23 protein-coding genes are annotated in these 25,779 nt (G+C 43.1%); 11 read left to right on the top strand and 12 right to left on the bottom strand.

All coding sequences use genetic code 11. From position 1 onward, the window contains the following. Positions 1–152 precede the first annotated feature (152 nt). From PY364_RS06700 to PY364_RS28810, 6 genes are all read right to left on the bottom strand, one after another. Positions 153–3,341: an adenylate/guanylate cyclase domain-containing protein gene (locus PY364_RS06700; RefSeq protein WP_275521447.1), complete on the bottom strand. Its 3,189-nt coding sequence runs from the start codon at positions 3,339–3,341 to the stop codon at positions 153–155. Between the two features lie 323 nt (positions 3,342–3,664). Further along, a complete protein-coding gene (recN, locus tag PY364_RS06695; protein ID WP_275521446.1) occupies positions 3,665–5,533 on the bottom strand; it encodes a DNA repair protein RecN in 1,869 nt (622 codons plus the stop codon). Positions 5,534–5,945: 412 nt separating this feature from the next. Beyond that, positions 5,946–6,185, bottom strand: a complete 240-nt coding sequence (locus PY364_RS06690; RefSeq protein ID WP_275521445.1) for a hypothetical protein — start codon at positions 6,183–6,185, stop codon at positions 5,946–5,948. Positions 6,186–7,407: 1,222 nt separating this feature from the next. Continuing rightward, positions 7,408–9,375 carry a S9 family peptidase gene (locus tag PY364_RS06685; RefSeq protein ID WP_343277559.1) on the bottom strand — a complete coding sequence of 656 codons (1,968 nt, stop codon included), beginning with the start codon at positions 9,373–9,375 and terminating at the stop codon, positions 7,408–7,410. Further along, positions 9,375–9,752 (bottom strand): hypothetical protein, encoded by a 378-nt coding sequence (locus tag PY364_RS06680; protein WP_343277558.1) that lies wholly within the window; start codon positions 9,750–9,752, stop codon positions 9,375–9,377. Before PY364_RS06680 ends, PY364_RS06685 begins: the two co-directional genes overlap by 1 nt. Continuing rightward, the gene (locus PY364_RS28810; RefSeq protein WP_343277557.1) at positions 9,716–9,943 is read right to left on the bottom strand and encodes a hypothetical protein; all 228 of its coding nucleotides are present in this window, start codon (positions 9,941–9,943) and stop codon (positions 9,716–9,718) included. The genes PY364_RS06680 and PY364_RS28810 overlap by 37 nt, the downstream gene beginning before the upstream one ends. Before the next feature lie 213 nt (positions 9,944–10,156). On the opposite strand from PY364_RS28810, the gene PY364_RS06675 reads away from it, so the two are divergent. Continuing rightward, positions 10,157–11,239, top strand: a complete 1,083-nt coding sequence (locus tag PY364_RS06675; protein WP_275521444.1) for an ATP-dependent 6-phosphofructokinase — start codon at positions 10,157–10,159, stop codon at positions 11,237–11,239. 81 nt (positions 11,240–11,320) lie between these two features. Here the strand turns inward: PY364_RS06675 and PY364_RS06670 are convergent, their stop codons facing one another. Continuing rightward, positions 11,321–11,596, bottom strand: coding sequence for a MoaD/ThiS family protein (locus PY364_RS06670; protein WP_275521443.1), 276 nt, complete (start codon positions 11,594–11,596; stop codon positions 11,321–11,323). A gap of 96 nt (positions 11,597–11,692) precedes the next feature. Further along, entirely contained in the window at positions 11,693–12,991 is a 1,299-nt protein-coding gene (thrC, locus tag PY364_RS06665) for a threonine synthase (RefSeq protein WP_272030386.1), read from the bottom strand. 547 nt (positions 12,992–13,538) lie between these two features. Here thrC and PY364_RS06660 point away from each other — a divergent pair. After that, positions 13,539–15,761: a CHASE4 domain-containing protein gene (locus PY364_RS06660; protein WP_275521442.1), complete on the top strand. Its 2,223-nt coding sequence runs from the start codon at positions 13,539–13,541 to the stop codon at positions 15,759–15,761. Between the two features lie 116 nt (positions 15,762–15,877). On the opposite strand, the gene PY364_RS06655 is transcribed toward PY364_RS06660, so the two are convergent. Together PY364_RS06655 and PY364_RS06650 are read right to left on the bottom strand one after the other, a co-directional pair. Next, the gene (locus PY364_RS06655) at positions 15,878–16,807 is read right to left on the bottom strand and encodes a calcium-binding protein (RefSeq protein WP_275521441.1); all 930 of its coding nucleotides are present in this window, start codon (positions 16,805–16,807) and stop codon (positions 15,878–15,880) included. Positions 16,808–16,864: 57 nt separating this feature from the next. Then, a complete protein-coding gene (locus PY364_RS06650) occupies positions 16,865–17,020 on the bottom strand; it encodes a hypothetical protein (RefSeq protein WP_275521440.1) in 156 nt (51 codons plus the stop codon). Positions 17,021–17,150: 130 nt separating this feature from the next. Between PY364_RS06650 and gor the strand changes: the two genes are divergently transcribed. The 8 genes from gor to PY364_RS06610 all read left to right on the top strand — a co-directional run bounded on the left by gor (position 17,151) and on the right by PY364_RS06610 (position 22,899). Continuing rightward, positions 17,151–18,494, top strand: a complete 1,344-nt coding sequence (gor, locus tag PY364_RS06645) for a glutathione-disulfide reductase (RefSeq protein ID WP_275521439.1) — start codon at positions 17,151–17,153, stop codon at positions 18,492–18,494. A gap of 26 nt (positions 18,495–18,520) precedes the next feature. Then, positions 18,521–18,682 (top strand): hypothetical protein, encoded by a 162-nt coding sequence (locus tag PY364_RS06640; RefSeq protein ID WP_275521438.1) that lies wholly within the window; start codon positions 18,521–18,523, stop codon positions 18,680–18,682. A 166-nt stretch (positions 18,683–18,848) separates the two neighbouring features. Then, complete coding sequence (locus tag PY364_RS06635; RefSeq protein ID WP_275521437.1) at positions 18,849–19,073, top strand: DUF433 domain-containing protein; 225 nt, start codon at positions 18,849–18,851, stop codon at positions 19,071–19,073. Next, a complete protein-coding gene (locus PY364_RS06630) occupies positions 19,070–19,402 on the top strand; it encodes a DUF5615 family PIN-like protein (RefSeq protein WP_275521436.1) in 333 nt (110 codons plus the stop codon). The genes PY364_RS06635 and PY364_RS06630 overlap by 4 nt, the downstream gene beginning before the upstream one ends. An 86-nt stretch (positions 19,403–19,488) precedes the next feature. After that, positions 19,489–21,087: a hypothetical protein gene (locus PY364_RS06625; RefSeq protein ID WP_275521435.1), complete on the top strand. Its 1,599-nt coding sequence runs from the start codon at positions 19,489–19,491 to the stop codon at positions 21,085–21,087. Between the two features lie 312 nt (positions 21,088–21,399). Next, a complete protein-coding gene (locus PY364_RS06620; RefSeq protein WP_275521470.1) occupies positions 21,400–21,990 on the top strand; it encodes a sigma-70 family RNA polymerase sigma factor in 591 nt (196 codons plus the stop codon). After that, positions 21,987–22,379, top strand: coding sequence for a hypothetical protein (locus PY364_RS06615; protein ID WP_275521434.1), 393 nt, complete (start codon positions 21,987–21,989; stop codon positions 22,377–22,379). Before PY364_RS06620 ends, PY364_RS06615 begins: the two co-directional genes overlap by 4 nt. A gap of 37 nt (positions 22,380–22,416) precedes the next feature. Further along, a complete protein-coding gene (locus PY364_RS06610; protein ID WP_275521433.1) occupies positions 22,417–22,899 on the top strand; it encodes a Spy/CpxP family protein refolding chaperone in 483 nt (160 codons plus the stop codon). A gap of 343 nt (positions 22,900–23,242) precedes the next feature. On the opposite strand, the gene PY364_RS06605 is transcribed toward PY364_RS06610, so the two are convergent. Together PY364_RS06605 and PY364_RS06600 are read right to left on the bottom strand one after the other, a co-directional pair. After that, positions 23,243–24,931 carry a serine/threonine-protein kinase gene (locus PY364_RS06605; protein ID WP_275521432.1) on the bottom strand — a complete coding sequence of 563 codons (1,689 nt, stop codon included), beginning with the start codon at positions 24,929–24,931 and terminating at the stop codon, positions 23,243–23,245. A gap of 5 nt (positions 24,932–24,936) precedes the next feature. Continuing rightward, on the bottom strand, positions 24,937–25,155 hold the full coding sequence (locus PY364_RS06600; RefSeq protein ID WP_275521431.1) for a hypothetical protein: 219 nt from the start codon (positions 25,153–25,155) through the stop codon (positions 24,937–24,939). A 233-nt stretch (positions 25,156–25,388) separates the two neighbouring features. Here PY364_RS06600 and PY364_RS06595 point away from each other — a divergent pair, with 233 nt between their 5' ends. Next, a complete protein-coding gene (locus PY364_RS06595) occupies positions 25,389–25,577 on the top strand; it encodes a hypothetical protein (RefSeq protein WP_275521430.1) in 189 nt (62 codons plus the stop codon). Positions 25,578–25,779: the final 202 nt, after the last annotated feature.

The following is a 25,779-nucleotide window of genomic DNA, read 5'->3' as shown; positions in this document are numbered from 1 at the left end:
CCTATATCTAAGACTAGAGGATTGACTTTCTGCGGCGAAACCATGCAGAGGCTCAGAGACAGAATTTTTGAGGTCGCACAAAATGAGAGTGAAGTGCTAGACTTCTTCAGCTTGCTGGGAATACCTGCGACGGGGATCGCCGCAGGGGCAGTTTATTTTTCCGTAAGTTTCCAAACGCCGTCCCAGTTGAGGACATCTGGAGGCTGGTGCTGAAATAGCATACAGCGCTCAACGTGCAATTTAGCTGCCTTGTTTTTGGGATCTGCTTCCAGAACAGAGTGAAATTGGCTGTCAGCATCTTTAAACGCCTGCTTAGCTTTGGGTTCTAACAGCCGCTTGACCTCAGAGAGCAGCTTCTTAACTTGATCTAGGGATAAGTTCGGGAATTCTTCGTTTAAAAAATTCTCGACTGCTTCTACTGACCGACTTTTAATTTTAGCCTCTAATAGCAGCTTAATTTCAGCCGGTGTCAGTTTCTTAATCTGAGGCTTTGATGGCTGCTTAACTTCGCTCTCCAAGAGCTTTTTAGCATCGCCCTCTGCCAGTTCCTTAATATCCTCTGCTGATATCTGCTTAACTTTAGCTTTTAAAAGCACTCTCACTTCGTCCTCGGAGAGATTTTTGATCGTCTCCAAAGACAGCAGCTTGATTTCTGGCTTCAGCAATTTAATCAGCTCATCTTTTTTAGAGGGTCTGGCAATTTTCGACTCTGGCAGCTTTTTGATGTAATACAGCAGTTTCTTAAGTTGATACTCTAACTGCTCTTCGACATTGTAGGAGAGCTTTTTGATATCAGCCGGAGACATCTGTTTAACTCTTTCTAACAACTCGCGAATCTCTCTGTCTGAAAGCTTTTCACTCACTGGCCGTTTGTAGCACTCCCGCCCCTTTTCATAGTGTTCTATGACCTTCTGCTGAGCTGTGGAGAGTGGTTTGCCAATGGGCGAAAACCCTGCACGGATGCCTAAAAGTTCGTAGATGGTAACGGGTTCGGTTTTGCCTTTAACAGTGATGAAATCCAGTTCTCGGACATAAAGGCGCTCGGCGTAATCTCTATAAGTATTTTCGCTGATTACCAAGTCAGTACCGTATTGTTTAGATGTCCCTTCTAAGCGAGAGGCCAGGTTCACACCATCACCAATGGATGTCAATTCCATACGCTTGCTAGAACCAATGTTACCGCTCACTACTTCATCGGAATGGATGCCCATACCAATGCTAATCGCCATTAACCCGTTCCTGACGCGATCGGCATTGAATTCAACTAAACGTTCCCGCATTTCTACAGCCGTTTGCATGGCGCACCAACTGTGATCTTCTAGAGGTGCAGGGGAACCAAATACAGCCATCAGTGCATCGCCGATGTACTTATCAAGAGTACCGCCGTATTTAAAGACGGCATCTACCATTTCTTCAAAATATCCGTTGAGCATAGCGACCACTTCTTCTGCTTGCAGTTTTTCAGTTAATGTGGTATAGCTGCGAATATCTGAGAACAGCACCGAGACGTGCTTGCGCTTGCCGCCGAGTCCGGTGTCCCCCGAAGCTAACAAAGCTTCGGCTACTTCCGGGGTCATGTAGCGATACATCAAGCTTTTTACTTGTTTTTCACCACTGATATCTTCCATCACTACCAGGGCCCCATTAACTTTATCAGGGTCAACAGCATCTGCCATTGAATTAATTGATAAATTAATACTCTGAGGTTCGCCTTCTAGGGGAAGTAAAACTTGGTCTGGGTAAAACTGTCGGCGATCTTTCTCCTCTTTGGGTGACAAAGCTGCTTCAAACCACTGGGCAAAATTACCTTTTTCTAAGTTAATCAACTCGCGCAAAGATTTGCCTTCGGCCAGGTCAGCATCGGTAGCTCCCAGTAGTTTTTTTACGCTATCGTTGGTAGCGACGATATGACCATTTTTATCTGTAGAAATTACGCCATTTGTCAAGCTGCGAAGCATATCTTTTTGTCTTTGTTCTTGCTGCTTGACTTCAGCGAAAAGTTTAGCATTTTGTAAGGCGACTCCGGCTTGGATATTAAACGCCTTCATAAATTCTAGGTCGTTGCGGTTAAAACTCGCCTTCCATTGTTCGGGCGCTTCTGGCCAGTTAGCGGAGTCGTAGGGTGCGTAATCTCCCTGTTTTTTCTTGTTAATTAACTGGGTGACACCTATTAATTTTTTGTCGGCATTAAACACTGGCATACACAGCATACTGCAAGTACGATAGCCCGTTCTTTTATCCGTTTCTTTGGCTGTCACTGCACGGGGATCGTCGTATACATCAAAGGGAATTAAAAGGTGTTCTCCTGATTCGGCTACCATCCCAGCAAAACCAGCGGTTCTAGGGATACGAATTTCTTGTAAAATCCCATTGATGGGAATTTTTGTCCAAAGTTGATCTTTATCGTCATCTATTAGCCAAAGGGTGCTGCGATCGGCGTTCATCAGTCCTTTTGCCTGATCCATGACTCGTCCCAAGGTGTCATCTAAGTTGAGACTACTCTGGGAAAGTGCTTGGACGGCATTCATTAGGGCGCTGGCGGCACGCTGTCTTTGAGTTGCTGCATAGAAAGATTTAGAAGATTCGAGAATTAGGCGAATTGAGGGGGCGAATTCTCTAAATACTTGTTCGTCTTCTGCGGTAAATCCACAGGCATCAATTTTGTCTTCTAATCGTCCATGAGGTTCGTGATTTAACTTAAGCTTATTAATCAGTTGGACGACTGCTACTAATTCCCCTGTTTCTTCATTGATCAGGGGCATTGCTAACATTGAAAAAGTCCGATATCCAGTTCTTTGATCCGTCTTCTTAGCGTTAGTTGAGCGCGGATCGTCGTAGAAATCGAAGCCAATATTAACAACTTTTTTAAAGGTAGCTACTTCTCCAGCGATGCCCACAGTAGAGGGAAATCGAAATTCGAGGTTGTTGCCTTTCTCGTCTTTGGCGACAATTGACCAAAGTTCGCTGGGTTCTTTTTCGTCGTCTAATAAATAAATAGTGCTGCGGTCGGCGTTCAGTAATTCCCCTGTTTTAAGGGTGATGGACTGCAACATTTCGTTGAGGATGGCATCAAATCCCTGGCTATCCAGTAGACTGTCCAACATCCCTAGGGTTTGGTTAACAACTCTGAGCTTATCTTCTACATCTCTAGTGACGTGCTTAAAGTTGTCTTTGTTAAGGGGGGCGAGGAAACTTGAGAAGTTTCCTTGGGCTATGGTGAGAGAACTGCTACTAGAGTTAGGTTTGGGATGCTGAACCTGATGATTGTCATTCTGAGGACTAACATCTATCACGGCGGTGGTAGCGTTGTCCATAGATACGTTGGGAGATGCAGATTTCATAGACCTTTATAGAGGCTATTGCGTAAGGGTTGGTCTTTGACAAGTGAGGGGTGGGCAAGTTTACTAGGGCGGGTAGGTAGCACCTAGTAAGCAGAGTCTAAGACTTATTCCCAGTTTACTTGGATCGGGGGCTGTTGCTAAATCTGGGGAGGGTCTAGCCTTGCCATGATTGTTGCATCATAACCTGCTAATATGTGTGCTGGTTTCTACAATTGTGATTTTTAAGCGATTTTTCTGTCATGTTGGCACGGTTAGGTTGTAGTTTAATGCTGCAATTGTCGTCTGCTAGCATTTTAAATATTTTTGGGCTGGGTAGAGTTAAGTTAGGATTTGCGTTTTTTGTCTGTATAGGCTTTTTGATGGCTTCTTCTGGTCTGATTTTGGCTTTTAAGGTCGATCGGTTGCTGTTTTGAGTGGGTTTGGCGGAGGATGGCGGCCTCGGTGAGGAGAGATTCGGCGAAGGCGATCGCTTCTGTGGCCGATCGCCCGCTGGCAAGTTGGGCTAATTCTTCGCGCCGTTTCTCTTGGTTATCAAGCAGGGTGACTCTAACAACTGTACGGATGTCAGGGGAGTTTGGAGTTGCCAAACTAGAAAGTTCTCCCCCATCTTCCCTACCTTCCCCATTTCTCCCATCTCCTCCATCTTCGATAAGTTGTTTATTAACTCGGAAGTGGGAGTCGGCCATTGCGGCGACGAGGGGTTGGTGGGTGACGCAGAGGATTTGATGTCTGTGGGTGAGTTGATAGAGTTTTTGGGCGATCGCTTGGGCGACTCTTCCCGATACTCCGACATCGATTTCGTCGAAGATTAGGGTTTCGGAACTGTCTATCTGGGAGAAACAGGCTTTGAGGGCGAGTAAAAAGCGGCTCATTTCTCCTCCTGATGCGATCGCACCTAATGGCTGCATAGGTTCTCCGGGATTGGGGCTAAAACAGAAGGCGATCGCATCTGCGCCTCCGGCTGTGGGGGAACAAGGACTAATCTCAACTTGAAATTGTACTTTCTCCATTGCTAAAGGTTTAAGTTCTCCGACTAAGCGAGTTTCGAGTTGAAGGGCTGCGGCTTTGCGTTTTAATGTGAGGGCATGACACTCGCTTTTAAGCTGGTCGAAAGCGGCTATATGGGCTTGTTCTAAGGCTTCCATTGATTCGCCGCCGTCGTGGAGTTCTTTGAGTTCGATTTGGATATTCTGGTAGTAGGCGATCGCTTCACTCAAAGGGCCATATTTACGACAAATTTGTTTAAGTTCTCTGATCCGTTCTTCTACTTCTTCCAGTCTTTGAGGATCTGTCTCTAATTGTTCGCCATAGCTGCTAATTTGTCTACCTGCTTCTGTGACTTGGGCTAAAGCATCGCTGACCATTTCTAGTATGGGTTGCAATTGAGGATCGTAAACTGCCATATCATTGAGAGAACTTTCAGCACGGCTGAGTAAGTCGCCAGCGGCTTCTGTGCCTCTATCATTTTGATAAAGAGCTTGGTAGACTTGATAGCTCTGCTGTTGTAATTCTACGATGTGGGCGAGTCTGGTTCGTTCCTGTTCGAGTTGTTCTTGTTCCTCTGGTTGGCTGAGATTAGCTTCGCCGAGTTCCCGGACTTGATATTCTAAGAGGTCTAGCCTTTGCAAACGCTGTTGTTCGGATTGTCGTCTGCGTGTAAGGGCGGCGGCGGCTTGTTGGGCGGCTGTGTAGGCGGCGGCTACTGCTTGGCGGCTATTCAGGAGCTCGGAACCGCCATAAAAATCAAGCCATTCGCGCTGAAGGGCGGGTTGTCCGAGTTGTACTGTTTGACCTTGGGCGGTAATTTCAACCAGGCGATCGCGCAGTTGATCCATCAGTTGGCGATTAACAAGAATACCATTCAAGCGCGATCGGCTGCGGAATGCGCCGCTGGAAGCCGTAATTTCTCGACTACAAACTGCTAAGTTTCCGTCTACAAGTTCTATTTCTTGTTCGCTCAGCCATTGAGCCACCGATCGATCTAATTCAAAAGTAGCTTCTAATATTGCCCGCACTGTTCCTGTACGAATAGCGCGACGATCGATTTTGCCGCCTAAAGTCGCATCTAGAGCGTCTAAGATAATTGATTTACCTGCACCTGTTTCGCCTGTAAAGACGTTTAAACCGGGGCCAAAATCGATGTTGAGACTGTCGATTAAGGCAAAGTTTTCAATTCTGAGAGATAGGAGCATGGATGGCGGATATAAACCTCAGCAAGGGATAAAAAAGTCTTTGATTCTGTTAAAAGTGTCAGGAATAAGAAATGGAAATTAAATAATATACACAAAAGTGCCTGGGAACACCCCGATTTTTCATCCAGACTGAACCCGATCTTTTCCCCCTACCCCCTCCCCTTCAAAGGAAGGGGGCTGGGAGGTTAGGTCTTTTTCAAAAATGGGATGCTCCCAAGTATATTATTGCGCCTTAGCGCTAAAACGCAACAACATACAAGTTGCTCTAAAATCTAAAGCGTAATTTTTTAACCTCCTTTTTAATTGATTTATATGGATTTTGTTAGAAGACTAAGCTATTGAGAAAATGGTTAGTGGATAGATAGAAAAGTTACAAAACTGATGCCGCTTATGATGGGGAGTAGATTATTATTTAATTGCTCGATTGCGATCGTTTTTCGCCCGCAAATTCAATGGGGAGTTGAGGAAGCCGGAGACGAACTGCATTGGCTCGCAGCCAGAGAGTTACAGCGTGTCGCCGTTGCGGTGTCAGATACTCTCCAGCCTTTATAACTCCAGCACAAACACCGATATTCTTTAGTCTGGTTTCTTGCTCAGAAGCACTAGCACCCTGCAATAACCTGACTTGGGCTTTGATAAAATCCACGTTCATAGGAGTAATATTCAGTAAAGAACTCAGTTAAATAACGATACTTAGCTTTTAATTGTACATCTAAAATCAGTTTTGATGAATCAGATTTAATCAAGTTTCTTTGCGTACTTATTCAATCAAATGGAAGCAGTGTTGAGTTATATTTAACTCAACACTTTCTCAAGACTAAAATCAAAATTAAGCTGTTTATGCACTTTATAGCGCCGAAAAACTGTTCGGTGCGAACAATTAATACAATAGTTTTAAACTATCTACAGCTAAGAATTTTGCCGCCTTACAGCACTTTTCAAATGAATTGAATATAACTCTCCCCAGCCATAAATTGGGGTATCTTACCGCCCAGAGGGCGGCGTTACGTAAGTTCTCCAAACAATAAAACTGTTAAGAGTCATTATGGCGGTTGCTATACTAACAACTTGAGAGCTATAATCCCAATTTTTAGCGTCTTTTAAGCTTACTCAAAAGTCTGCTAGTAGCGGTTTTTTATTGATTAAACCTAAGATCCGCTTAAGAATTTCTCCTGCTACGCATCAATGGCGATCGCTTTTTCCGTTACTTGCGCTTCAATATTTCTAGCGGCTGTTATACATAAGTGTAAGTAGCCACCGCAAATGCAACTTATAAGCCGTACCTGCTTAATTGCCTATTTTTGATAGAAATGTAAGTCATTACTACCAATTAGGTTGAGTTTGGTTAAGTTAAATTTGTCTGTGAACGTTAATGTGTTTGTCTTTGGCTGACAGCTTGAATCTGCAACCTTGTACTCAACAGAGTTGTTATTATTTGTTGACAGTTCCCAGTCTAAAGACGCAGGTATTGTTGAGCATCTGCTTTTTGACATAAATCGGCAAAAAGTTTGATTTTCAACGCTGCTGTCAAACAACCTCTACTCACTCACTCAACTAGGGTTGAAGTTGTGACTACTTTTAAATTTGTACTCGATAGCGAGTATGGTTCGGATGATAGCATAGAGCCTTGAAGAAAACAACATCTGCTTTGACTACTAAGTAAATCCACCTAATTTACCCTGTGATAATTTTAAGCTGTAACATAATTTAACAGTGACTATATTTACAGATGTACTCTATTCCATTAGACGGATGCCATTTTTTGTGAAATCTCTAATAAGATTGAGATGCTAATGGCGTTTTTATGTAATTAAAATAAACTACAGCTTAGAAGGATACTGAATGAAACCTCCTAAGCTGTAGTCCTCAGAGTTCTAAAGATTAGCAATAGGCACTTCTTCTATTGCATCAGCTAATTCAAACCCAAAGACTCGCGAGTAGAAATAAAATTCCCCGTCGAGTGTTTTTTTGATATTTTCAGCACGACGAAAACCGTGTTGTTCGCCTTCAAAAGTAATGTAGGCTACTGGCAAACCTTTAGCTTTAATTGCTGCTACCATCATCTCAGCTTGATTAGGTGGTACAACTCGATCTTCTAATCCTTGAAAGAAAATTACTGGACAAGATAAGCGTTCAGTAAAATGAATGGGAGATCGCTGTTTATACAAATCTTGCCGTTCAGGATAAGGCCCAACCAATCCATCTAAGTAACGAGACTCAAATTTGTGAGTATCTGTGGCTAAAGCTTCTAAATCGCTGACTCCATAATAACTCGCACCCGCCTTAAAAACGTCTCGGAAAGTGAGAGCACACAGAGTAGTATAACCGCCTGCACTACCGCCGGCAATCGCCATTTTTTGGCTATCTACTAATCCTCTTTCAGCTAAATACTTTGCACCGTTAGTACAGTCATCAACATCGACAATTCCCCATCGATCTTTTAGCCGCTGACGGTATTCCCGTCCGTAACCAGTGCTACCGCCATAATTGACATCAAGGACAGCAAAACCACGACTTGTCCAGTATTGAATTTTTAAATTGAAACTGCTAGAAGTTGCTGCGGTTGGGCCACCATGACTTTTGACAACAAGGGGAGGTTTTTCTTCAGCAGGTGCGGTGTAGTCGCGGTTTTTGGGAGGGTAAAAGAAAGCGTAAGCTGTCTGTCCGTTTTCTGTAGGAAACTCTATGGGTTCGGGGTTGGATAGATAGCCAGAATTGATGGTTAATTCACTAGAGCGCCGCAGCACTTGTAATTGATTTGTTGCTAAATCTAATTGTGCAATAGCTGTGGATTCTGTAGGAGAAGCTGCAAGGAAAACCACTTTGTTGTCTTTGGCTTTAATTCCTGAAATATTAGTGTAAGGAGTCTCAATTGTTGTTAACTGTTTTGTTTTGATATCGAGACTGGCTAGATACCAGATGCCTTGTTGAGTGTAGGTACAGATGATGCTATTTGCTGAGGTAAAAGCATAAGTTAACATCCCAAAAACCCATTGGGGAAGTCCAAATTCAGCAGGCATTTCGCACAGAGTTTCGATTTCTCCTCCCCATTTTTTTAAGGGGGTTTCCTCGCTTGTTAATGGGATTAGTTGCCAGCGGTAGAAGTTCCACCAATTAGAACGATCGCTAACAAAATACAACACTCCATCGGTTGACCATTCTGGTTGAAAAATAGATTCGCTAACTCCGCCTGCAACTAATTGTTTTTCACCTAAAGAACCGTCTGCTTTTATCTCCGCTACCCATAATTCTGTACCATCCCAAGGCATATTTGGATGATTCCAACTCAGCCAACAAAGTTGAGAATTATCGGGACTTAGACGAGGTGAAGCGTAAAAATCATTGCCGTGAGCTAAAATCTGGATATCTTCGCTATTATCCAAATTAATGCTAACTATTGTGTTAACAGGTTCACTGGTAGTGGTATGATCTTCTCGGATATAAATGAGGCGATTGCGTTCGCGATCGATGATGCCATCTGCATAACGCCAGTCACCCGCAGGCGTTAAAGGTTGTGGTTCTGAATCAATTGTTTGACAGTAAAGGCGTTGATCGGTAAAGTTGGAAAAATAAACTGTGCGATCGGCAACTAAAAACGCGCCGCCTCCATATTCATGTACGCGAGTGCGAACATTAAAAGGTGGTGGTGTGACATCTGCTATTGTACCATCTGATGTCCGACGCACAATGACATTACGTCCGCCTTCGGAGGGCCTTCCTTCCATCCAGTAAATATCATCGCCATCTAGGGAAATTCCCCCTAGTCCAATTGTACCAGAGACAATTAAATCTGAGGTAATTGGTGATTTCCAAGAGCCATAATTTGCGATTTGATTCATCATTAATTCTCTCTATTTCCAAATCTAGTTAACAAATCTTCGCGAGATAAATTAGATAATTCAAGCAGCATTCGCGTTAATTCTTGCGGCGGTAACTCAAGCATTGGTTCAAGCACTGCTAATAGTGCTTCATCAATAGACCCAAATCTCGCTATTAACAAGTTTTCTACAAGAATACGCCGTTCTTCAAAGCGTCCTATCTCTACTCCTATCTGTCGTCCCTGTAGCAAAGTTTCTTCTCGCCATTGGACATAAGCTGGTGTTAAAATCATAATTAACTCCCGATCTTCTTCAGTTAAATCTTGCTTGGTTTGTAGATTAACTCGCCAGGTTGAAACCAGTTCTAAAAGAGGCGATCTGGATAAGGTTCCAGCAAACATGGACTCGATACTATTTTACCAAGTAATCCTAAATTTTGCCGACCGCCAGTAGGTTGCACTGTGGGTGCAAACCAGACATCGATTTGGCGAACTTCGCCACTTACTTCGCGGCTAACATTCACTTCCCCTAGTGATGCTAGTAGTTCAGCTAAATACTGTTTGGCAAATTGGTCGTGAGGCTGTCGCGTCATTAATGTTTTAGCACCCGATCTTCAATAAAAGTTTATCATAAAGATGCGATCGCGCACCAATATCTTACTGTAAAATATAGTTACATATAAGCATTCTCCTCATCTTAATTGACGGGAATCAAAAAAATTAAAGCTAATAATATTTATTAAGATACGTTTGCCGTAACCCTAAACTTGATATGCTAATGCCTTAATCGCATTACGGGCGTATGAATGGGAGAACATAAACGCATTGGCATCCTCACCAGTGGAGGAGATTGTGCAGGCTTAAACGCTGTAATTCGAGCAGTGGTTTACCGCGCAACGGGAACATATAATTGGGAAGTTCTAGGAATTCGTCAAGCCACCAATGGATTGATGAGCCGTCCTCCACAGGCAATTTCCCTCGATATTGAAAAAGTTGACCCTTGGCTCACGGCTGGCGGTACAATGTTAGGCACGACGAATAAGGGAGATCCTTTCGCATTTCCCATGCCTGATGGCAGCTTGTGCGATCGCACCGTCGATATCATTGAAGGCTATAATCAACTCGGACTAGATGCCTTAATTGGCATTGGCGGTGATGGCAGTCTAGCAATTCTCCAGCGAATTGCTCAACAAGGTAATATCAACTTAGTTGCTATTCCCAAAACTATTGATAATGATGTTGGAATTACCGAACGTTCCATCGGTTTTGATACCGCCGTTAATATTGCCACAGAAGCACTAGATCGCTTGCATTTCACCGCCGCTAGCCATTCGCGGGTGATGATTATGGAAGTCATGGGACGGGATGCTGGACACATTGCGATCAGTGCGGGAATTGCTGGAGGTGCAGATGTAATTCTCATTCCCGAAATTCATTACAAATTATCTAATATCTGTGCCAAAATCCAAGAACGCCAGGAAAAGGGAAAAAACTACTGTTTAATTATTGTCGCTGAGGCAGTTCGCACTGAAGAAGGCGAACAAGTGATGCACACAAATCGTTTAGGACAGAAGCGATTAGGGGGAATTGGTCAGCATTTAGCTGATGCAATTTCTGAATGTAGCGGTGCAGAAACGCGAGTAACTGTTTTGGGACATATTCAACGCGGGGGTACTCCTTCGCCGCTGGAAAGATTAATTGCTTCAGCTTTTGGCGTAGCCGCAGTTGATTTAATTACTGAGGGGAAATATGACCAGATGGTAACTTGGCAAAATCGCTCAGTGGTTAGCGTTCCGCTTAGCGATGCGATCTCAAAATACAGTGCAGTCGATCCCAAAGGTACTCTAGTTAAAACTGCTCGCGGACTTGGAATTTGTTTGGGTGATTGAAAATTGGTTTAGATGTAAAAAAATAAACGCAGATAGATTTAGATCGTCATCTGCGTTTATCTATCTGCGATCGCTAATTAATTAGCCGCCTGCAACAGCAGGAACGATGCTAACTTCATCTCCATCTTTAAGTTCAGTCTTTGAGCCATCTAAAAAGCGGATATCTTCGCTATTAACGTAGAAGTTCAAAAATCTGCGAGGTTCACCTTGTTCGTCACAGAGGCTTTTTTTGATGCCGGGACAATTTGTTTCTAGTGATTCAATCAGTTCGACAATATTGCCGCCTCCGCACTCAATTGTCGATTGATTCTTGGTGAATTTTTGCAAGGGTGTGGGAATTAAAACTTTGACACTCATGGTTTGTTGGTAGTTGGTAATTGGTAGTTGGTAATTGGTAATTGGTAATTGGCTGTTATTAGTATTACCAATTACCCAAAATCTGAAGGGTGATGATTAGACGCTCACTTCTTGCCATTCTAAGCGATCGAGTGTCCGAGCACGTTCTAGGGCACGCTCAAATGCTTCTAACTTCGGCTCTAGGGTAATCGGTTCGCCGATGTATCCTTGGACGGCTTCTTGGGTTTTCAAGCCGTTGCCGGTGATGTAGGCGACGGTGGTTTCTTCGGGGTCAATTTTGCCAGCTTCTACGAGTTTTTTCAAGACTGCGATCGTAGTTCCGCCTGCGGTTTCGGTGAAGATACCTTCAGTTTCCGCTAATAATTTCATGCCTTCGATGATTTCGGCATCGCTGACGGATTCAATATTACCGCCTGTTTTCCGGGCAATTTCTAAGGCGTAAATGCCGTCTGCGGGGTTGCCGATCGCGATCGATTTAGCAATTGTATTCGGCTTGACTGGCGTTACGAAATCCCGTTCTTCGCGGAATGCTTGAGCGATCGGCGAACAACCGTCTGCTTGAGCTCCGCTAAACCGGACTTTCTTTCCTTCCACTAAGCCGACTTCTGTAAATTCTTGAAAACCTTTGTAAATTTTAGTGAAGAGGGAGCCAGAAGCTAAAGGAGCGACGATGTGATCGGGTAATTGCCAGCCTAACTGTTCGGCGACTTCATAGCCAAGGGTTTTAGAACCTTCCGAGTAGTAGGGACGCAGGTTGATATTGACAAATCCCCAGCCATGTGTATTGGCTACTTCGCAGCAGAGGCGGTTAACTTGGTCGTAGTTACCGTGAACTGCCATTACAGTTGGGTTGTAGATCAGAGTGCCTAATATTTTGCCCGCTTCCAAGTCGGAGGGGATGAAGACACAACAATCTAGACCGGCATGGGCTGCGATCGCAGCTGTAGAATTAGCTAAGTTGCCAGTGCTAGCACAGGAAACAGTAGTAAAACCCAATTCTCTAGCTCTACTAAGAGCAACTGACACCACTCGATCTTTGAAGCTGAGAGTGGGCATATTAACAGCATCATTTTTAATATAAAGATTTTTTAGACCCAGGCGGCGAGCTAAACGGTGAGACTTAAGCAGGGGAGTCATACCCGTGCCGACATCAATAACATTATCTGTAACGACTGGTAAAAAGGAGCGGTAGCGCCAAATCGAGTTAGGGCCAGCTTCGATAGTTTGGCGGGAAACGGTGCGACGAATAGCATCGTAGTCGTATTTAACCTCCAGCGGCCCAAAACACAGGTCGCAAACGTGCTTAGCTTCGAGTTCATACTCTGCACTACATTCTTTACACTTGAGGCTGACAGCGGTTGCTGATGTGGATTTGGTTTTGGTTGCTTGGGTCATGGGTGGACTCCCTACTTTCTACGGTGGTTTTCGACTCTTTGTGGATAGTAACACGAGCTCAAAATGTTGTCAAACATACCCGATAAAAAAAGTCGGGTATAGTTTTATCAAAGTCAAAAGATGAGCTTGGTAGCTGAACGCTTCAAGGCGAAAGCCTAAGTAAATCAATACTCAGGACTTACGCACGATTACGTAACGCCGCCATCTTGGCGGTGACTTTACCGCCAAGATGGCGGCGTTACGGATAGTTTTGCGTAAGTTCTAATCCTAAATACTTTAGAAAATGCTGTAACGAGAGTGACAAAAAAAGATATTGTATATAGTTGACTCTATCTCCCCATCTCCCCATCTCCCCATCTCCCAGTCTCCCCATCTCCTTAGAGAGAGGTATTATTGAGCAATCGCCATCTGAAGATTGGCAGTGAAAGGTTGCTCCTGAGTTCCGGCTTGAGGACTAATCATGGAGAAGCATATACTCTGAGAAAGTCTTTTCTCTCACTGTCAACCTCAATATAGGTATGACAGGAGTATCCAGTCAGGAAAAAAGATGAAACTTCGTCATAAGACACTATTAATAATTGGTGCAACCCTCGCTGGATTGACTAGCGTTCTTTATATCACATCCTCAACAATCCTTCTGAGGAGTCTCAAGAAAGCTGAGGAACAGGAAGCTCGTCAAGTTGTGAACGGAGTGCTGAGCGTTTTTGGCCAAACAGAAGACGACTTCAACTCCCGCTTTGCTGATTGGTCAGCGTGGGATGACACATATACTTTCATTCAAGATGCAAACAAAGGATATATTAACTCGAATTTAGCGCCCGAAGCGCTAGGAAACTTGAAGGTAAATTTGGCGTTATTTATTAATAGTTCTGGCAAGATAGTCTACGGTACTGGTTTCGATACTAAAAACGGCGAAAAAACACCGATACCGGAGATGTTAAAACCCCATCTAAATGTTAACGATCTTCTGTTACAGCACCCCAACCCCAAAAGTAAGCGCTCTGGCATTATTCTGCTACTTTCAGAGCCGATATTGATTACTTCACAACCGATTGTAACTACTCAAGGAACAGGCCCAATCCGAGGTACACTGATCTTTGGTCGTAAATTAGATGCTGTTGGTATTAAGCGGTTGTCGAAAATTACGCGCTTTCCCCTCACAGTTTATAGTATTAATGAGCCTCAGCTACCCGCAGACTTCAAGATTGTACGGGATATCCTGTCTGAAAAAAACCCGATTTTAGTGCGCCCCGTGAACGAAGAGAAAATCGCAGGATATGCTCTCTTCAAAGACATTTATGGTAAGCCGGCGCTGCTATTGCAAGTGAATATTCCCAGAGAAATCTATCAGCAAGGTCAAAGGAGTTTACACTACTTGCTTGCCTCTGTAGTGATAGTGGGGGTGGGGTTTAGCGGCTGTACTGTGCTGCTATTAGAACGCCAAGTCTTGTCTCGTTTGAGCCATCTCACACGAGGTGTGAACCGCATTAGCACTAGCAAAGACCTCTCATTGCGATTGTCTGTAGCAGGTAGAGATGAATTATCGAGCCTTGGTAGCACTATCAATGGAATGCTAACTGAAATCGAGCAAGCTGAGAGCGAACAAATTGAGGAAAGAGCTCGCTATCGCGCTGTAGTTGAGCAAGCCTCAGATAGTATTTTTTTGTTTGAAGTTAAAACTAAACGCATTTTAGAAGCTAATACAGCTTTTATAAATTTACTTGGCTATACTCTTGATGATATTTTAAAACTCACTATTTACGATATTACCGTCCACGACAAAGATACAATCAACCGCAATATAGAGCTGTTGATTAGGAGAAAACAGCGCAGGCTAGGCGAAGTGATTTACTGCCGTCGAGATGGTTCTCTGGTTGATGTTGAGGTAAGCGCTAACATGATTTCTTACGGTGGTCGAGAGATTATTTGCACAGTTGTCCGCGATATTACCGATCGTAAACGAGTTCTAGAAGAAATGTATAGAGCTAAAGAAGCTGCTGAAGCTGCCAATTTAGCTAAGAGCCAATTTCTTGCTAACATGAGTCACGAGTTGCGAACTCCTCTCAACGCAATCATTGGCTATAGCGAGATATTACAAGAGGATGCTGAAGATTTAGGTGAGAAAGATTTTGTTTGTGACGTAAAGAATATTTACAAAGCAGGCAAGCATTTACTGGGATTGATTGATGAAATTCTTGACTTGTCTAAGATTGAAGCCGGCAGGATGGAGATGGAGTTTATCACTTTCGATGTGAGGACTACAATTCGAGATGTGGTGGCAACTGTCGAGCCGCTATTGATCAAAAATACTAATCGCCTGAATGTACAGTATGGAGATAATATTGGATCTATGCACTCAGACCAAACGAAAGTACGACAGATTTTGTTTAATTTGCTCAGTAATGCAGCTAAGTTCACCCATGACGGTACGATTTTGCTGACTGTGAATAGGGAAAAAGTAGCTATTGAGTCTGAAGGATTAAAGAATAACGAATTAGATGTTAAAAGTGATTTATCTAAAGGTTTAATCGCTGATTATGATTTTTTAATTTTTAATTGCACTGATACTGGGATCGGCATGAGTTCAGATCAGTTACAAAAGTTATTTCAACCTTTTATGCAGGCAGATCCTTCGACTACGCGCAAATACGGTGGTACTGGTTTGGGGTTGGCGATCGCGAAGAAATTCTGCGAGATGATGGGAGGAGAGATTACAGTAAAAAGTGAGTTGGGTAAGGGTTCAACTTTTACTGTAATCATACCAGCCTGAAAAAGAGGGGCTAGGGAAAGAGAGGGGGAGATGGGGAGGATGGGGGAGATGGGGGAGATGGGTAATTAGCCATTAGCCATTAGCCATTAGCCATTAGCCATTACCAATTACCACTTTTACCCTAAACCTATTGTTCGATCTGAGATAGATACAAACTTAAGTTGTTCGGGAGAGATATTCTTGACCATACCCAGAATATTGCCAGTGCTGGTTTCTCTAATTACCGAAACTTTAATGTTTTCTGTTTGGAAATCTGCCGTCCTTGGGATTCCCAAAGGAAAAGGGCCTCTGCTGTCAAAATCTCTGCGATCGCCAATTGTTAAAAACCTTTCAGTAACAACAATATCATCCTGTGTCATTCCTCCAGTCAAGCCGATCGCATCTCCAGAACCAGGAGTGAAATCTAAAATAAAATCGGCGATAACTGGGTCAATAATAAACTGATCGTTATTAGACCGGGGTTGAAGGGAACCAACTTCTTGATTGGGGACTGCGGAATCTTTCGTGAGCACAAAGATATCTTCACCTGCACCTCCCCAAAGCTTATCGATACCCCCATCACCGATCAAGGTATCGTTATCTTCCTCACCTACTAAATTGTCATTGCCTTTGCCACCCCGTAACACATCGTTTCCCTCATTTCCAATCACATAATCGTCTTCTTTATTCCCGTTAAGAATGTCGTTGCCAACCCCACCATAAATCTGGTCAAAATCTATACCGCCTCGCAAAGTATCGTCTCCACCACTACCAACTAAGGTGTCTTCGCCTGCATTTCCATTTATTAATTCCGGTTCGTCAGATCCTTTGACAAAATCATTTCCATCTAGGGCAATTAAACCTCCGGGAGTTGAACGCAGGATGCGAGGTGCGAGGGAAACTATGTCCTCATCATTTGTGAGGTTAAAAAAGTTGGGGTCGAACAATGGGTCATCCGCTGGGTCAATGGGGGGCGCGGAGATCAATCTGATGTTGGCAGGATCGAGAAACCCTGTATCAGGGTTGATCTGTGAAGCATTGATGTTTTCTGATGGTTGTTTTGACATGATTTATTTCCTGATTGAGATATGGCAGAGTGTGTGTAAGTTTTGTTAGATTTAATTTTAGTCAAAAACTTTAGCAATAAACAGCGAAAGTTGAGAATAGAGGCTGGTGGCGGCAAAAAATGTTACATTTTTATATATATTTTGGTGGTGTATTATGGTATTATCTAGATAATGGGATGGTGGCAAAAATAAAATTTTTGGACGGATTTCCATTATAAAATAATATCATGTCAAGTTAATAAAAGCAAGCGGTTTTACCAAAAAAATAAAAATTTTTGAGAGCTAATTTAAAAAAATCAAGAGCAAAATTACTACAATCTTAATAGCAGAGGAGATAACAATTATGGCATACGATTATGACTTGTTTACGATCGGTGCGGGATCTGGGGGATTGGCGGCTTCTAAAAGAGCTGCTAGTTACGGAGCGAAAGTTGCGATCGCAGAAGGGGATCTCGTTGGGGGTACTTGCGTAATTCGCGGCTGCGTACCCAAAAAGCTGATGGTCTACGCTTCTAGTTTCTCGCACCTTTATCAAGATGTGATCGGTTATGGATGGAGTGAAGTTGAGAGTAGCTTTGATTGGCTAAAACTCGTAACAGCCGTAGATAAAGAAGTCCGCAGATTGAGTAAACTGCACATCAGCTTGTTGGAAAAAGCCGGAGTTGAATTGATTTCTGGATTCGCCAAATTTGTAGACCCCCACACCGTCGAAATTGGCGATCGCAAAATCACAGCAGAGAAAATCTTAATTGCCGTAGGTGGCGAAGCATTCAAACCTGACATTCCCGGAATAGAACACAGCATCACATCCCGCGAGATATTCTTGCTAAAAGAACAGCCAAAACGGATTGCAATTTGGGGTGGCGGCTACATCGGCGTTGAATTTGCCTGCATTATGAACGGGTTAGGAAGTCGCGTTAGTCAAATCATCAGGCGAGACTTAATTTTAAACGGTTTTGACGAAGATATTCGCTTCAACATTCAAGAAGGAATGACTAAACATGGTGTGGAATTTTTGACGGAAAGCGCTATTGAGCAAATTGAAAAAACCCCAGAGGGTTTAAAATTAAGATTGTGGGGAGCTTGCCAAGGAACAATAACAGTAGATGCTTTACTTTGTGCTACTGGCCGCAGTCCAAATTTAGAGGGATTGGGTTTAGAGAATGCAGGAGTTGAGACAGTCTTAGGCGCGATCGCAGTTACAAAAAATAGTCGTACCAGCCAGCACCATATTTTTGCCGTCGGAGACTGTACAAACAGGATAAATTTAACACCAGTTGCTATTGGCGAAGGTCGAGCTTTTGCCGATACTGAATTTGGTAATAACCCTAGAGCGATTAGTCATAAAAATGTAGCTTCGGCGGTGTTTTCTCAACCAGAATCTGCTAGCGTGGGTCTGACAGAAGCACAAGCGCGAGTAAAATTTGGGGATTCAATCAAATGCTATAGCAGTAAATTTCGCCCCATGTTTCACAGTTTGACTGGTGCTGATGAGAAAACCTTTGTTAAGTTAATAGTTGAGGAAAATACTGACATCGTTTTGGGAGTTCACATGGTAGGAAAAGATGCTGCGGAGATTATTCAGGGTATGGCAATCGCAGTTAATATGGGAGCTACGAAGAAAGACTTTGATGCTACCATTGGCATTCATCCATCCACAGCCGAAGAGTTTGTGACTTTGCGATAACTTATGTAATTATGGATTCTGAAACAATGGATATTAAATCAGATCAACAGGATTTAGTAAATTATCCCAAAGGCAGTATTTTAGCCTTTTATATTGGTCAGACACCTAACACAGACGGTCGCACGATCGAAGAGATGTGGTCATGGAACTATCAGAAACTAGAGGATACACATAATTATATTCAGTAGCAGATTGTGGTATTATAAATTTAGCCAGTTTCTCCCGAACTTACGCAGGAGATGGTCACGGCGTAAGCAGGCTAAGAGAGATGCTACAATAGCTCAATATGAGCGATTTCCCTCACACAAGGCTAAATACAAGACGTGCCGGTATAATTGCATTAATTATCACCTTATGGATTACCACAACATCATTACAATTGAGCCAGGAAAACGCAGTGGCAAACCCTGTATTCGGGGAATGAGAATTACAGTCTACGACATCTTAGAGTATTTAGCAGGTGGCATGACAGAAGCAGAGATTCTGGAAGACTTTTCTGAACTTAATTCGGAAGATATCAAAGCCTGTCTTGCTTTTGCTGCTGACCGTGAGAAAAAGTTATTCGTAGCATCCCTGTGAAACTATTATTAGACGAAAACCTTTCAGACCGGATTATTGCCAAGATTATTGATTTGTATCCCAATTCCAATCATGTCAAGAATTTGGCACTTACGAATACTGATGATGCGATTATTTGGGACTATGCAAAAGTCAATAACTTTGTGATTGCTTCCAAGGATTCTGACTTTCATCAACGTAGTTTACTGTATAGTCATCCACCCAAATTTGTCTATCTTCGGATTGGTAACAGTCCTACATCAAAGATTATTCAGATTTTGAGATATAATTTTGATACTATTATCCAATTTGGAGATAGTGAAACCGAAAGTATCCTAGTGTTGGCGTAGAGTGAACTAGCGATGCCTGCGGTGGGCTACGCCTACGCAGCCATCTTGGAGTCCAAAACCCGCATTCTACTGTTGCCCATTGAAAAGTGTCTGAAGTTATTGAATATAAAACAATATTGGAGGAAAATCAGGTGATTGCCGATCCAGTAATCTTACAATTGTCAAAGGTTTCTTTACAGGCGAAACAGCTACTACCTGAATATTCAGGTATCTACTACGTTCTGGATGAAACTAACAATGTTTGGTATGTAGGAAAAGCAAAAAACATCTGTAAACGTTGGCAAGGTAAATCTCATCATCGGATCTATCAACTAGAAGCACAAAAAAAGAAACATTTCACAATTTACTATGAGCAAGTTAGCGAATCTCAACTAGACAGCGTAGAGAAGCAACGTATTGAAAAATATCATCCACACTTAAACTCTAGTCCAGTAAAGACAAAAAAAGTGCGGCCAGTTGAAACTCTATTAAGGGAAACCATAGCTGCAATCTCTGATTTTGCTTTTTTATTAGGAGTAGAACCACCCAGAAAAGAAATTCAGTCTCAAATTACCATTGATTGGCTGGCACAGAAGAAAATATTGGGATTAAGTATTATTCATGTTTGCCTAGATATAGATATTCTTAAAGAAAAATACCAACCTGCTTCTATTGAGGAGGAAGAAGCCCTAATCAAAAAGGCATTTAGCAGTCGCAAGGCTTATGCTAGTAAATGGGAGGTTCCACCTGTCTATCCTTGGATGTATCGACTTTATGTAAATGGATATGTAGTTGAAGTTAATTATTGGAATCGTTGGTACTCAAAAGAAGAAACAGAAGGTATTAGAGAATATACTGATACTACTTTAGCTCAAGATTATATTAGGGCTTTAACTCCAGAATCACTAGGTAAAATTCAAAATCAAGCTGATGAAAAAGATCGCTATTTCTTGCATATCAAGAGACTTAAACCTTATACTTTAGACTTGATAAAAATACTATTCAATGAACCAGTGGATAGTAAAGCTGCTAAGGCAATGATGTGCAAAATTAGTGATGACTATAAAACAGGAATACGTGGAATAGGCAGTCGCTCTCAACCTATTAAATCAAAACTGATTAGCTCAGACTTTACTACAATTGAAGAACTATTGATGAATCGAGAAATTGATCCTGAAAAATACAATAGAGGTGGGGTGATTGACATTGGTTATTCTGGAGAAAGAATGGGGCTATGTATTAAATGTTTTAGCGTTGACATGAAGATGCCTAGCAAGTATGAAACAGATGCTAACAACCAGAAGTATCCTATTTATTATAATCTAGCCTACGGAATACTAAACAACAACAAAACACACTATGCACCTTCTCAACTTGATACCGTCTATCTTTTAGCTAGTGTTGAGAAAAAAGGATGGCTCTTGGTTGAGGAGTATCTGAAAGATTTTGCTATCCCTGCGGCTAATCAGTTAAGTAATGGGATAGGGTATATAGAAAAGTTTTATGTTTCTGCTCGTAAGTATATAGTTCCTGCAAAGGTAAATATAAAACTGGAGACTCTTGGATATAGTGCTTGGATTCCTTTTGGAATAAGCGCGGATTTTCCTAGCTTTGAATCGGCTAAAGAAGAGATTTGTAAGCGATTAAAAAATTCTGGTTTACCAGGAATAAGATTAGGTTTTAAACGGGAAACTATAGAAAAATAGTTTCTCTTAGAAAAGAAGAGGTGCGGATTCCGCACCCGTTAAAAAATGCAATCAAAAAAGACTTTTCATCACCAACTACACCCCAACAGGCGCAGCCAACTTAGCAATCATCCCTGGATCGATCGCAATTCCTAACCCTTCAGCCACACGGCGACCATAATTCACATCAGCCCGGAAAAAATGACACAATTGCCACTGTTACACAGGTATCTTACCACTCTGACCATTACTACTAAATCTGAGGTTGAACCTTTTTTCGAGATCCAGTGTCTAAACCTGTCAGATATCAAACTGGAGAGGGAGACTCTGCTGGTGTTAGCTGTGCCAACCGATGCCATACCTGGTTACTCTGACTCGTACCTAATCGCTCAGTGCTTGGAAGGCGATCGCACCTGCTTTCGCCACCTGTACAGACGCTATCAAAACAAAGTCAGGTCAACCCTTTACCAACTCTGCGGTCAATTCTTCTTAGATGATTTAGTGCAAGAGGTATTCTTACGAGTCTGGAAAGGACTACCCAAACTCAAACAGAGAGACAACTTTTCCACTTGGCTCTATAGAATTACCTGGAATGTTGCTGCCGATCAAAGGCAAGCATTTGCCCAGCAGCGCTCGTTTAATTCTAAACTTAAAATAGAGGAACATTTTAGTGTGGATGCCAACTCAAAAATTTCCTTAGACTTTGATTTAATGCAGATTCACTATCAAGATTTAGTGAAGCGAGGCTTAGAAAAACTAAGCTTTGAACACCGCAGTGTTTTAGTGCTGCATGATTTAGAAGACCTTCCGCAAAAAGATGTTGCTCAAATTTTGGGAGTGCCTGTTGGAACTGTTAAATCTCGACTATTTCGTGCTAGAGCTACCGTGCGTGAATTTTTACAACAAGAAGGAGTTCAGTTATGAATGAACCAATTAGTGACAAAAAATTAGTCAGTTTTTTGAAGCTATATCGTCCAATTATTCCTGAAGAGATGCCAGATTTAGAGCAAAGAATTATGGTAGCTATAGAAGGGGAAAACTCAACAGCAAACAGAGATAAAGATAAAATTCAAAATCTACCCCTCTTATCGCTATTTGCTAAACATAGAGCAAAAATCCAAAATCGCTTGTGGGTATTTCCCCCTGCTATTGCTGCTAGTTTGTTAGTTGCTTGGTCTGGCTATCATACTCTAACTCCTACAAGACTTAGCGCTACTGAAGAAGCTCATCTAGAAGCATTTCTTGTAAGTAATTGGGATGGAGCCGTGAGCGATTCTAATTTGCTACCGATGACATTTCCAACTGACAATTAACAACTCACAACTAACCAATATCAAATAGGTGACATTCATGTTATTGCGCCGTTTTTCAGCTTTAGCTTTTTTAATGCTCTCTCTAGGTAGCACTGCCGCGATCGCAGTTCCTAAATTACCTCAAACAATTGCTCAAGCTCCACAGGAGCCAGGGCCTCCTATGCGCGATGGCGGTCAGTTGTTTGAGAAACTGAATTTAACCGCAGATCAAAAGCAGAAAATGCAGGCAATTCGCAATCAATATAAAGACCAAATTGCCCAGCGCCGAGAAGCAATGCGTAAATCTCGACAAGAGTTAATGAATATGATGAGCGGCACTACTTCAGAGAGTCAAATTCGCGAAAAACACCGTCAAGTTTTAGCTGATGGACAGCGGATGGCAGAGTTGCAATTTGATATTATGCTGGCGATGCGGGAAGTTTTAACCCCAGAGCAGCGCCGTCAATTGGCACAACTGATGCAAGAGCGTCGGGCGAATGTTACAAACCAGAATAGAGGCGGAAATAGACCTCAGCGGTGATAAGTAGAAGGCAACATTTACACGACTTACGGATCGATATCGTCACGCCACTGTCCCAGCAGTATCTCTACCGCCGGGACAGCGGCGTTACAAATAGTTTTGTGTAATTCCTATAATTAGGTAGGGCTACTTAACATCATCAATATTGTAGAAACTTTATCATTAAAAAAATGACCAGCAGGCACACCAATTCTGCGGGTCATTATTTTATGCGATCGCTAATCTTGTTCACGGAAAACTCATATTCGTTCTCAAAGACCAAAGGTGGTGGTACAAGAAATTTATGGTTTACTACTAGGACATTGGGCTGTAAAGTCAATTGCCTTAGTGTGTGTAAGTCCTGTTAGTTTGAAGAAGGTTCTGGGAAGGGAACAGTCGGCCCCAAATCTTGAGGGTTCTGCGATCGCGAACTGTCTACACTATTCTCCTCCGAGATTGGCGGCAAAAGTTCTGGCTTTGGCTGAGGAATGGGCGCTGATGCAGGCTCTAGGGGAGATTCAGGAAATAAGGGAGCCTCAGCAGCAGGGGGTGCCGGTGCGGGTAGAGGTGCAGAGGGCTGGGGCGGCTCTGGCGGTAATGGTGCAACTTCTGGAACTGGTGTAGGTGCAGGGGCGGGAGGTTCTGGCGGATATTCCCGTTGAGGTTCAGGAGTATAGGATTCCGCCTGCTCAGGTTCAGGTTCAGGAGTATAAAACTCCGCGCGCTCGGGTTCAGGCTCACGCTCAAGTTTAGGCTCAGGCTCAAGCTCAGAAGATTCTGGAGTTGGTATTGCAGAGGATTCGATCGCAGAGGTAGATGCAGATGCGGTAGTTTTTTGCTCCGTAACACTTTCAGAGCTGCCTTTAGGAGGTTTATGCCATTGCAGAGGGAATGTAGGGCTGCTCTGGATAGATGGTTCACCGAATAAAGGGACAGAGGGATTTTGGCTGCGGAATTCTGGGTGTAGCGAACTCTCTAAGGGCATGAAAGATCGATCCGCTGGAAAGTTCTTGTTCATAGCAGTCATATCATTATAGCGCCGCGCTAAGTCAAAACCTATCCAACCAGCCACTCCAGCCGTGAAGACAAACAGGAACAAAATAAAGGATGAGGAAGGAAAAATGGGTAATTCGGCATTTTCTGCTTGCTTTTTCTTCCTTTCTAATAACTGCTGAGTTTCCAAAAAAGCCAGCCAATCTTCTACTGTCTGGTGGCGATTGCGAGCGTCTATTTCTAGGCCTCGCAGAATAGCTTGCTCAATGGCTGGACAGGGTTGCGATTGAAATTGCTGCAAGGAAAACAGGGGAATGCGATCGCGTAGTACAGCCGCCACAGGCGGTTCACCCGTCAGCAAGTAGTAAAAGGTTGCAGCCAAACCATAAATATCTGTAGCGGGAGTCAACTTATTGGCAATTTTGGTTTTCTCTAAACCTGAGCGAGATGAATTGGGAAGCGAAAGTGTCTCTCCTGTGTCCCCCTCTTCCTGGGAGAGATACTGCTCAATTGGTGCGTAAGGCGATCGCAAACTGGTGTTGTTTTGCCTCATACCGTAGGTAAACTCGTGGGTAAGGCCAAAATCAATCAGCATTACTAAATGAGTCCCCGCTCGCCGGATAATGTTTTCTGGTTTGATGTCTCGATGTACTAAGTCGCTTTTGTGAAGTGTACTCAGAGCGGAGGCAATTTGCCGAATGTAGTGCAGAGCTTCGGCTGCCGGTAAGGGCTGACCCGATTTTATCAATTGAGCTAGAGTTTGACCAGGAATATAGTCCATGACAATAAAAGACAACCCTGCTTCCTCAAAAAAGTCCAGCATTCGGACGATGTTGGGATGCTGACACCACGAAAGAAGCTTGGCTTCTCCAACAAATTGAGCCTGAAATTTGGCAAAATCAGGGTGTTGGTGCAGGCTATCGTTCAGGGTTTTGAGTACGACTGTTTGAGCTAGATAGGTGTGAGTGGCTCGGTAGGTAATCCCGAACCTTCCTATGCCCAAAATTTCGTCTATCCTGTATTTGCCGTCTTGAAGGACTGTTCCTAGCGTTAAGTTCATGTTTCTTAAAAACCCATTTCCCAACTTATGCTATCGCTTTTGTAGTATTTCGCAGTGCGGGGTTTTTGCCAAGGGTGGGGTATAGCAGAGGGCTGAAGGTAGAAGGCTGGAGTTATAGCAACCGCCTCTAGTAAGGTAAAAGTCAACTGCAATCGTTGTTTAGTAATGGTTTCAGCAATTAAGAAAGTCCTCATCACCTTGGCGGTGGCTATAGGAGCAAACAAAAATCCCGCTCGGTTGGAGCGGGAAAGCCATCAGGGTGCATCTACTCATTTAATCTAGCACGGCAGGGGGTGAAACCCCTCACTGTATTTACAAAAGTTTACATAAGGTACAAATCTGATAATTTAGGCGATATTGATTGACAAAAATATCATAATGTGTATTATCAGAGTAAGGATGGGTGCTAGGCGATCGCAAACATCTTTGCTGAAGGGTCTAATTTTTGATATTAAATATGACTAATTCTCGTAAGCTTCGTACTCCATCCTTTGCCCGTATTTTCGGAATTATCCTAAGTATTACCCTTATAATTTGGCTACTTAGAGGTTTTGGCATACTAACATTTATTCCTGGTGGTGTTTTATGGTTGCTGCTTTTACTTTCTATTGGCACTGGCATTATTAGCACTCTTCAAAGGAGATAAGGGAGCAGGGGAGCAGGGGAGCTCTTGAGCTCTTGAGCGGGGGAGCAGGGGAGCGGGGGAGCAGGGGAGCAGGGGAGCGGGGGAGCAGGGGAGCAGGGGAGCGGGGGAGCAGGGGAGCGGGGGAGCGGGGGAGGATTTTCCCCAATGAGCAATTAGCAATTAGCAATTAGCAATTAGCAATTAGCAATTAGCAATTAGCAAT

Source organism: Kamptonema sp. UHCC 0994, from assembly GCF_029167235.1.
Taxonomy (GTDB): Bacteria; Cyanobacteriota; Cyanobacteriia; order Cyanobacteriales; family Microcoleaceae; genus Kamptonema.
Note: the sequence above shows the minus strand (reverse complement) of the source record. Positions and strands in the feature narration are given on the sequence as shown.

Bases quoted from the DNA above. Each gene is read 5' to 3' on its own strand.
- PY364_RS06675 (WP_275521444.1), top strand. From the start codon at position 10,157: ATGGGAGAACATAAACGCATTGGCATCCTCACCAGTGGAGGAGATTGT.
- PY364_RS06680 (WP_343277558.1), bottom strand. From the start codon at position 9,752: ATGTTTGCTGGAACCTTATCCAGATCGCCTCTTTTAGAACTGGTTTCA.
- PY364_RS06660 (WP_275521442.1), top strand. From the start codon at position 13,539: ATGAAACTTCGTCATAAGACACTATTAATAATTGGTGCAACCCTCGCT.
- gor (WP_275521439.1), top strand. From the start codon at position 17,151: ATGGCATACGATTATGACTTGTTTACGATCGGTGCGGGATCTGGGGGA.
- PY364_RS06655 (WP_275521441.1), bottom strand. From the start codon at position 16,807: ATGTCAAAACAACCATCAGAAAACATCAATGCTTCACAGATCAACCCT.
- recN (WP_275521446.1), bottom strand. From the start codon at position 5,533: ATGCTCCTATCTCTCAGAATTGAAAACTTTGCCTTAATCGACAGTCTC.
- PY364_RS06595 (WP_275521430.1), top strand. From the start codon at position 25,389: ATGACTAATTCTCGTAAGCTTCGTACTCCATCCTTTGCCCGTATTTTC.
- PY364_RS28810 (WP_343277557.1), bottom strand. From the start codon at position 9,943: ATGACGCGACAGCCTCACGACCAATTTGCCAAACAGTATTTAGCTGAA.
- PY364_RS06650 (WP_275521440.1), bottom strand. From the start codon at position 17,020: ATGGAAATCCGTCCAAAAATTTTATTTTTGCCACCATCCCATTATCTA.
- PY364_RS06640 (WP_275521438.1), top strand. From the start codon at position 18,521: ATGGATATTAAATCAGATCAACAGGATTTAGTAAATTATCCCAAAGGC.
- PY364_RS06690 (WP_275521445.1), bottom strand. From the start codon at position 6,185: ATGAACGTGGATTTTATCAAAGCCCAAGTCAGGTTATTGCAGGGTGCT.
- PY364_RS06670 (WP_275521443.1), bottom strand. From the start codon at position 11,596: ATGAGTGTCAAAGTTTTAATTCCCACACCCTTGCAAAAATTCACCAAG.
- thrC (WP_272030386.1), bottom strand. From the start codon at position 12,991: ATGACCCAAGCAACCAAAACCAAATCCACATCAGCAACCGCTGTCAGC.
- PY364_RS06685 (WP_343277559.1), bottom strand. From the start codon at position 9,375: ATGATGAATCAAATCGCAAATTATGGCTCTTGGAAATCACCAATTACC.
- PY364_RS06635 (WP_275521437.1), top strand. From the start codon at position 18,849: ATGGATTACCACAACATCATTACAATTGAGCCAGGAAAACGCAGTGGC.
- PY364_RS06605 (WP_275521432.1), bottom strand. From the start codon at position 24,931: ATGAACTTAACGCTAGGAACAGTCCTTCAAGACGGCAAATACAGGATA.
- PY364_RS06700 (WP_275521447.1), bottom strand. From the start codon at position 3,341: ATGAAATCTGCATCTCCCAACGTATCTATGGACAACGCTACCACCGCC.
- PY364_RS06615 (WP_275521434.1), top strand. From the start codon at position 21,987: ATGAATGAACCAATTAGTGACAAAAAATTAGTCAGTTTTTTGAAGCTA.
- PY364_RS06610 (WP_275521433.1), top strand. From the start codon at position 22,417: ATGTTATTGCGCCGTTTTTCAGCTTTAGCTTTTTTAATGCTCTCTCTA.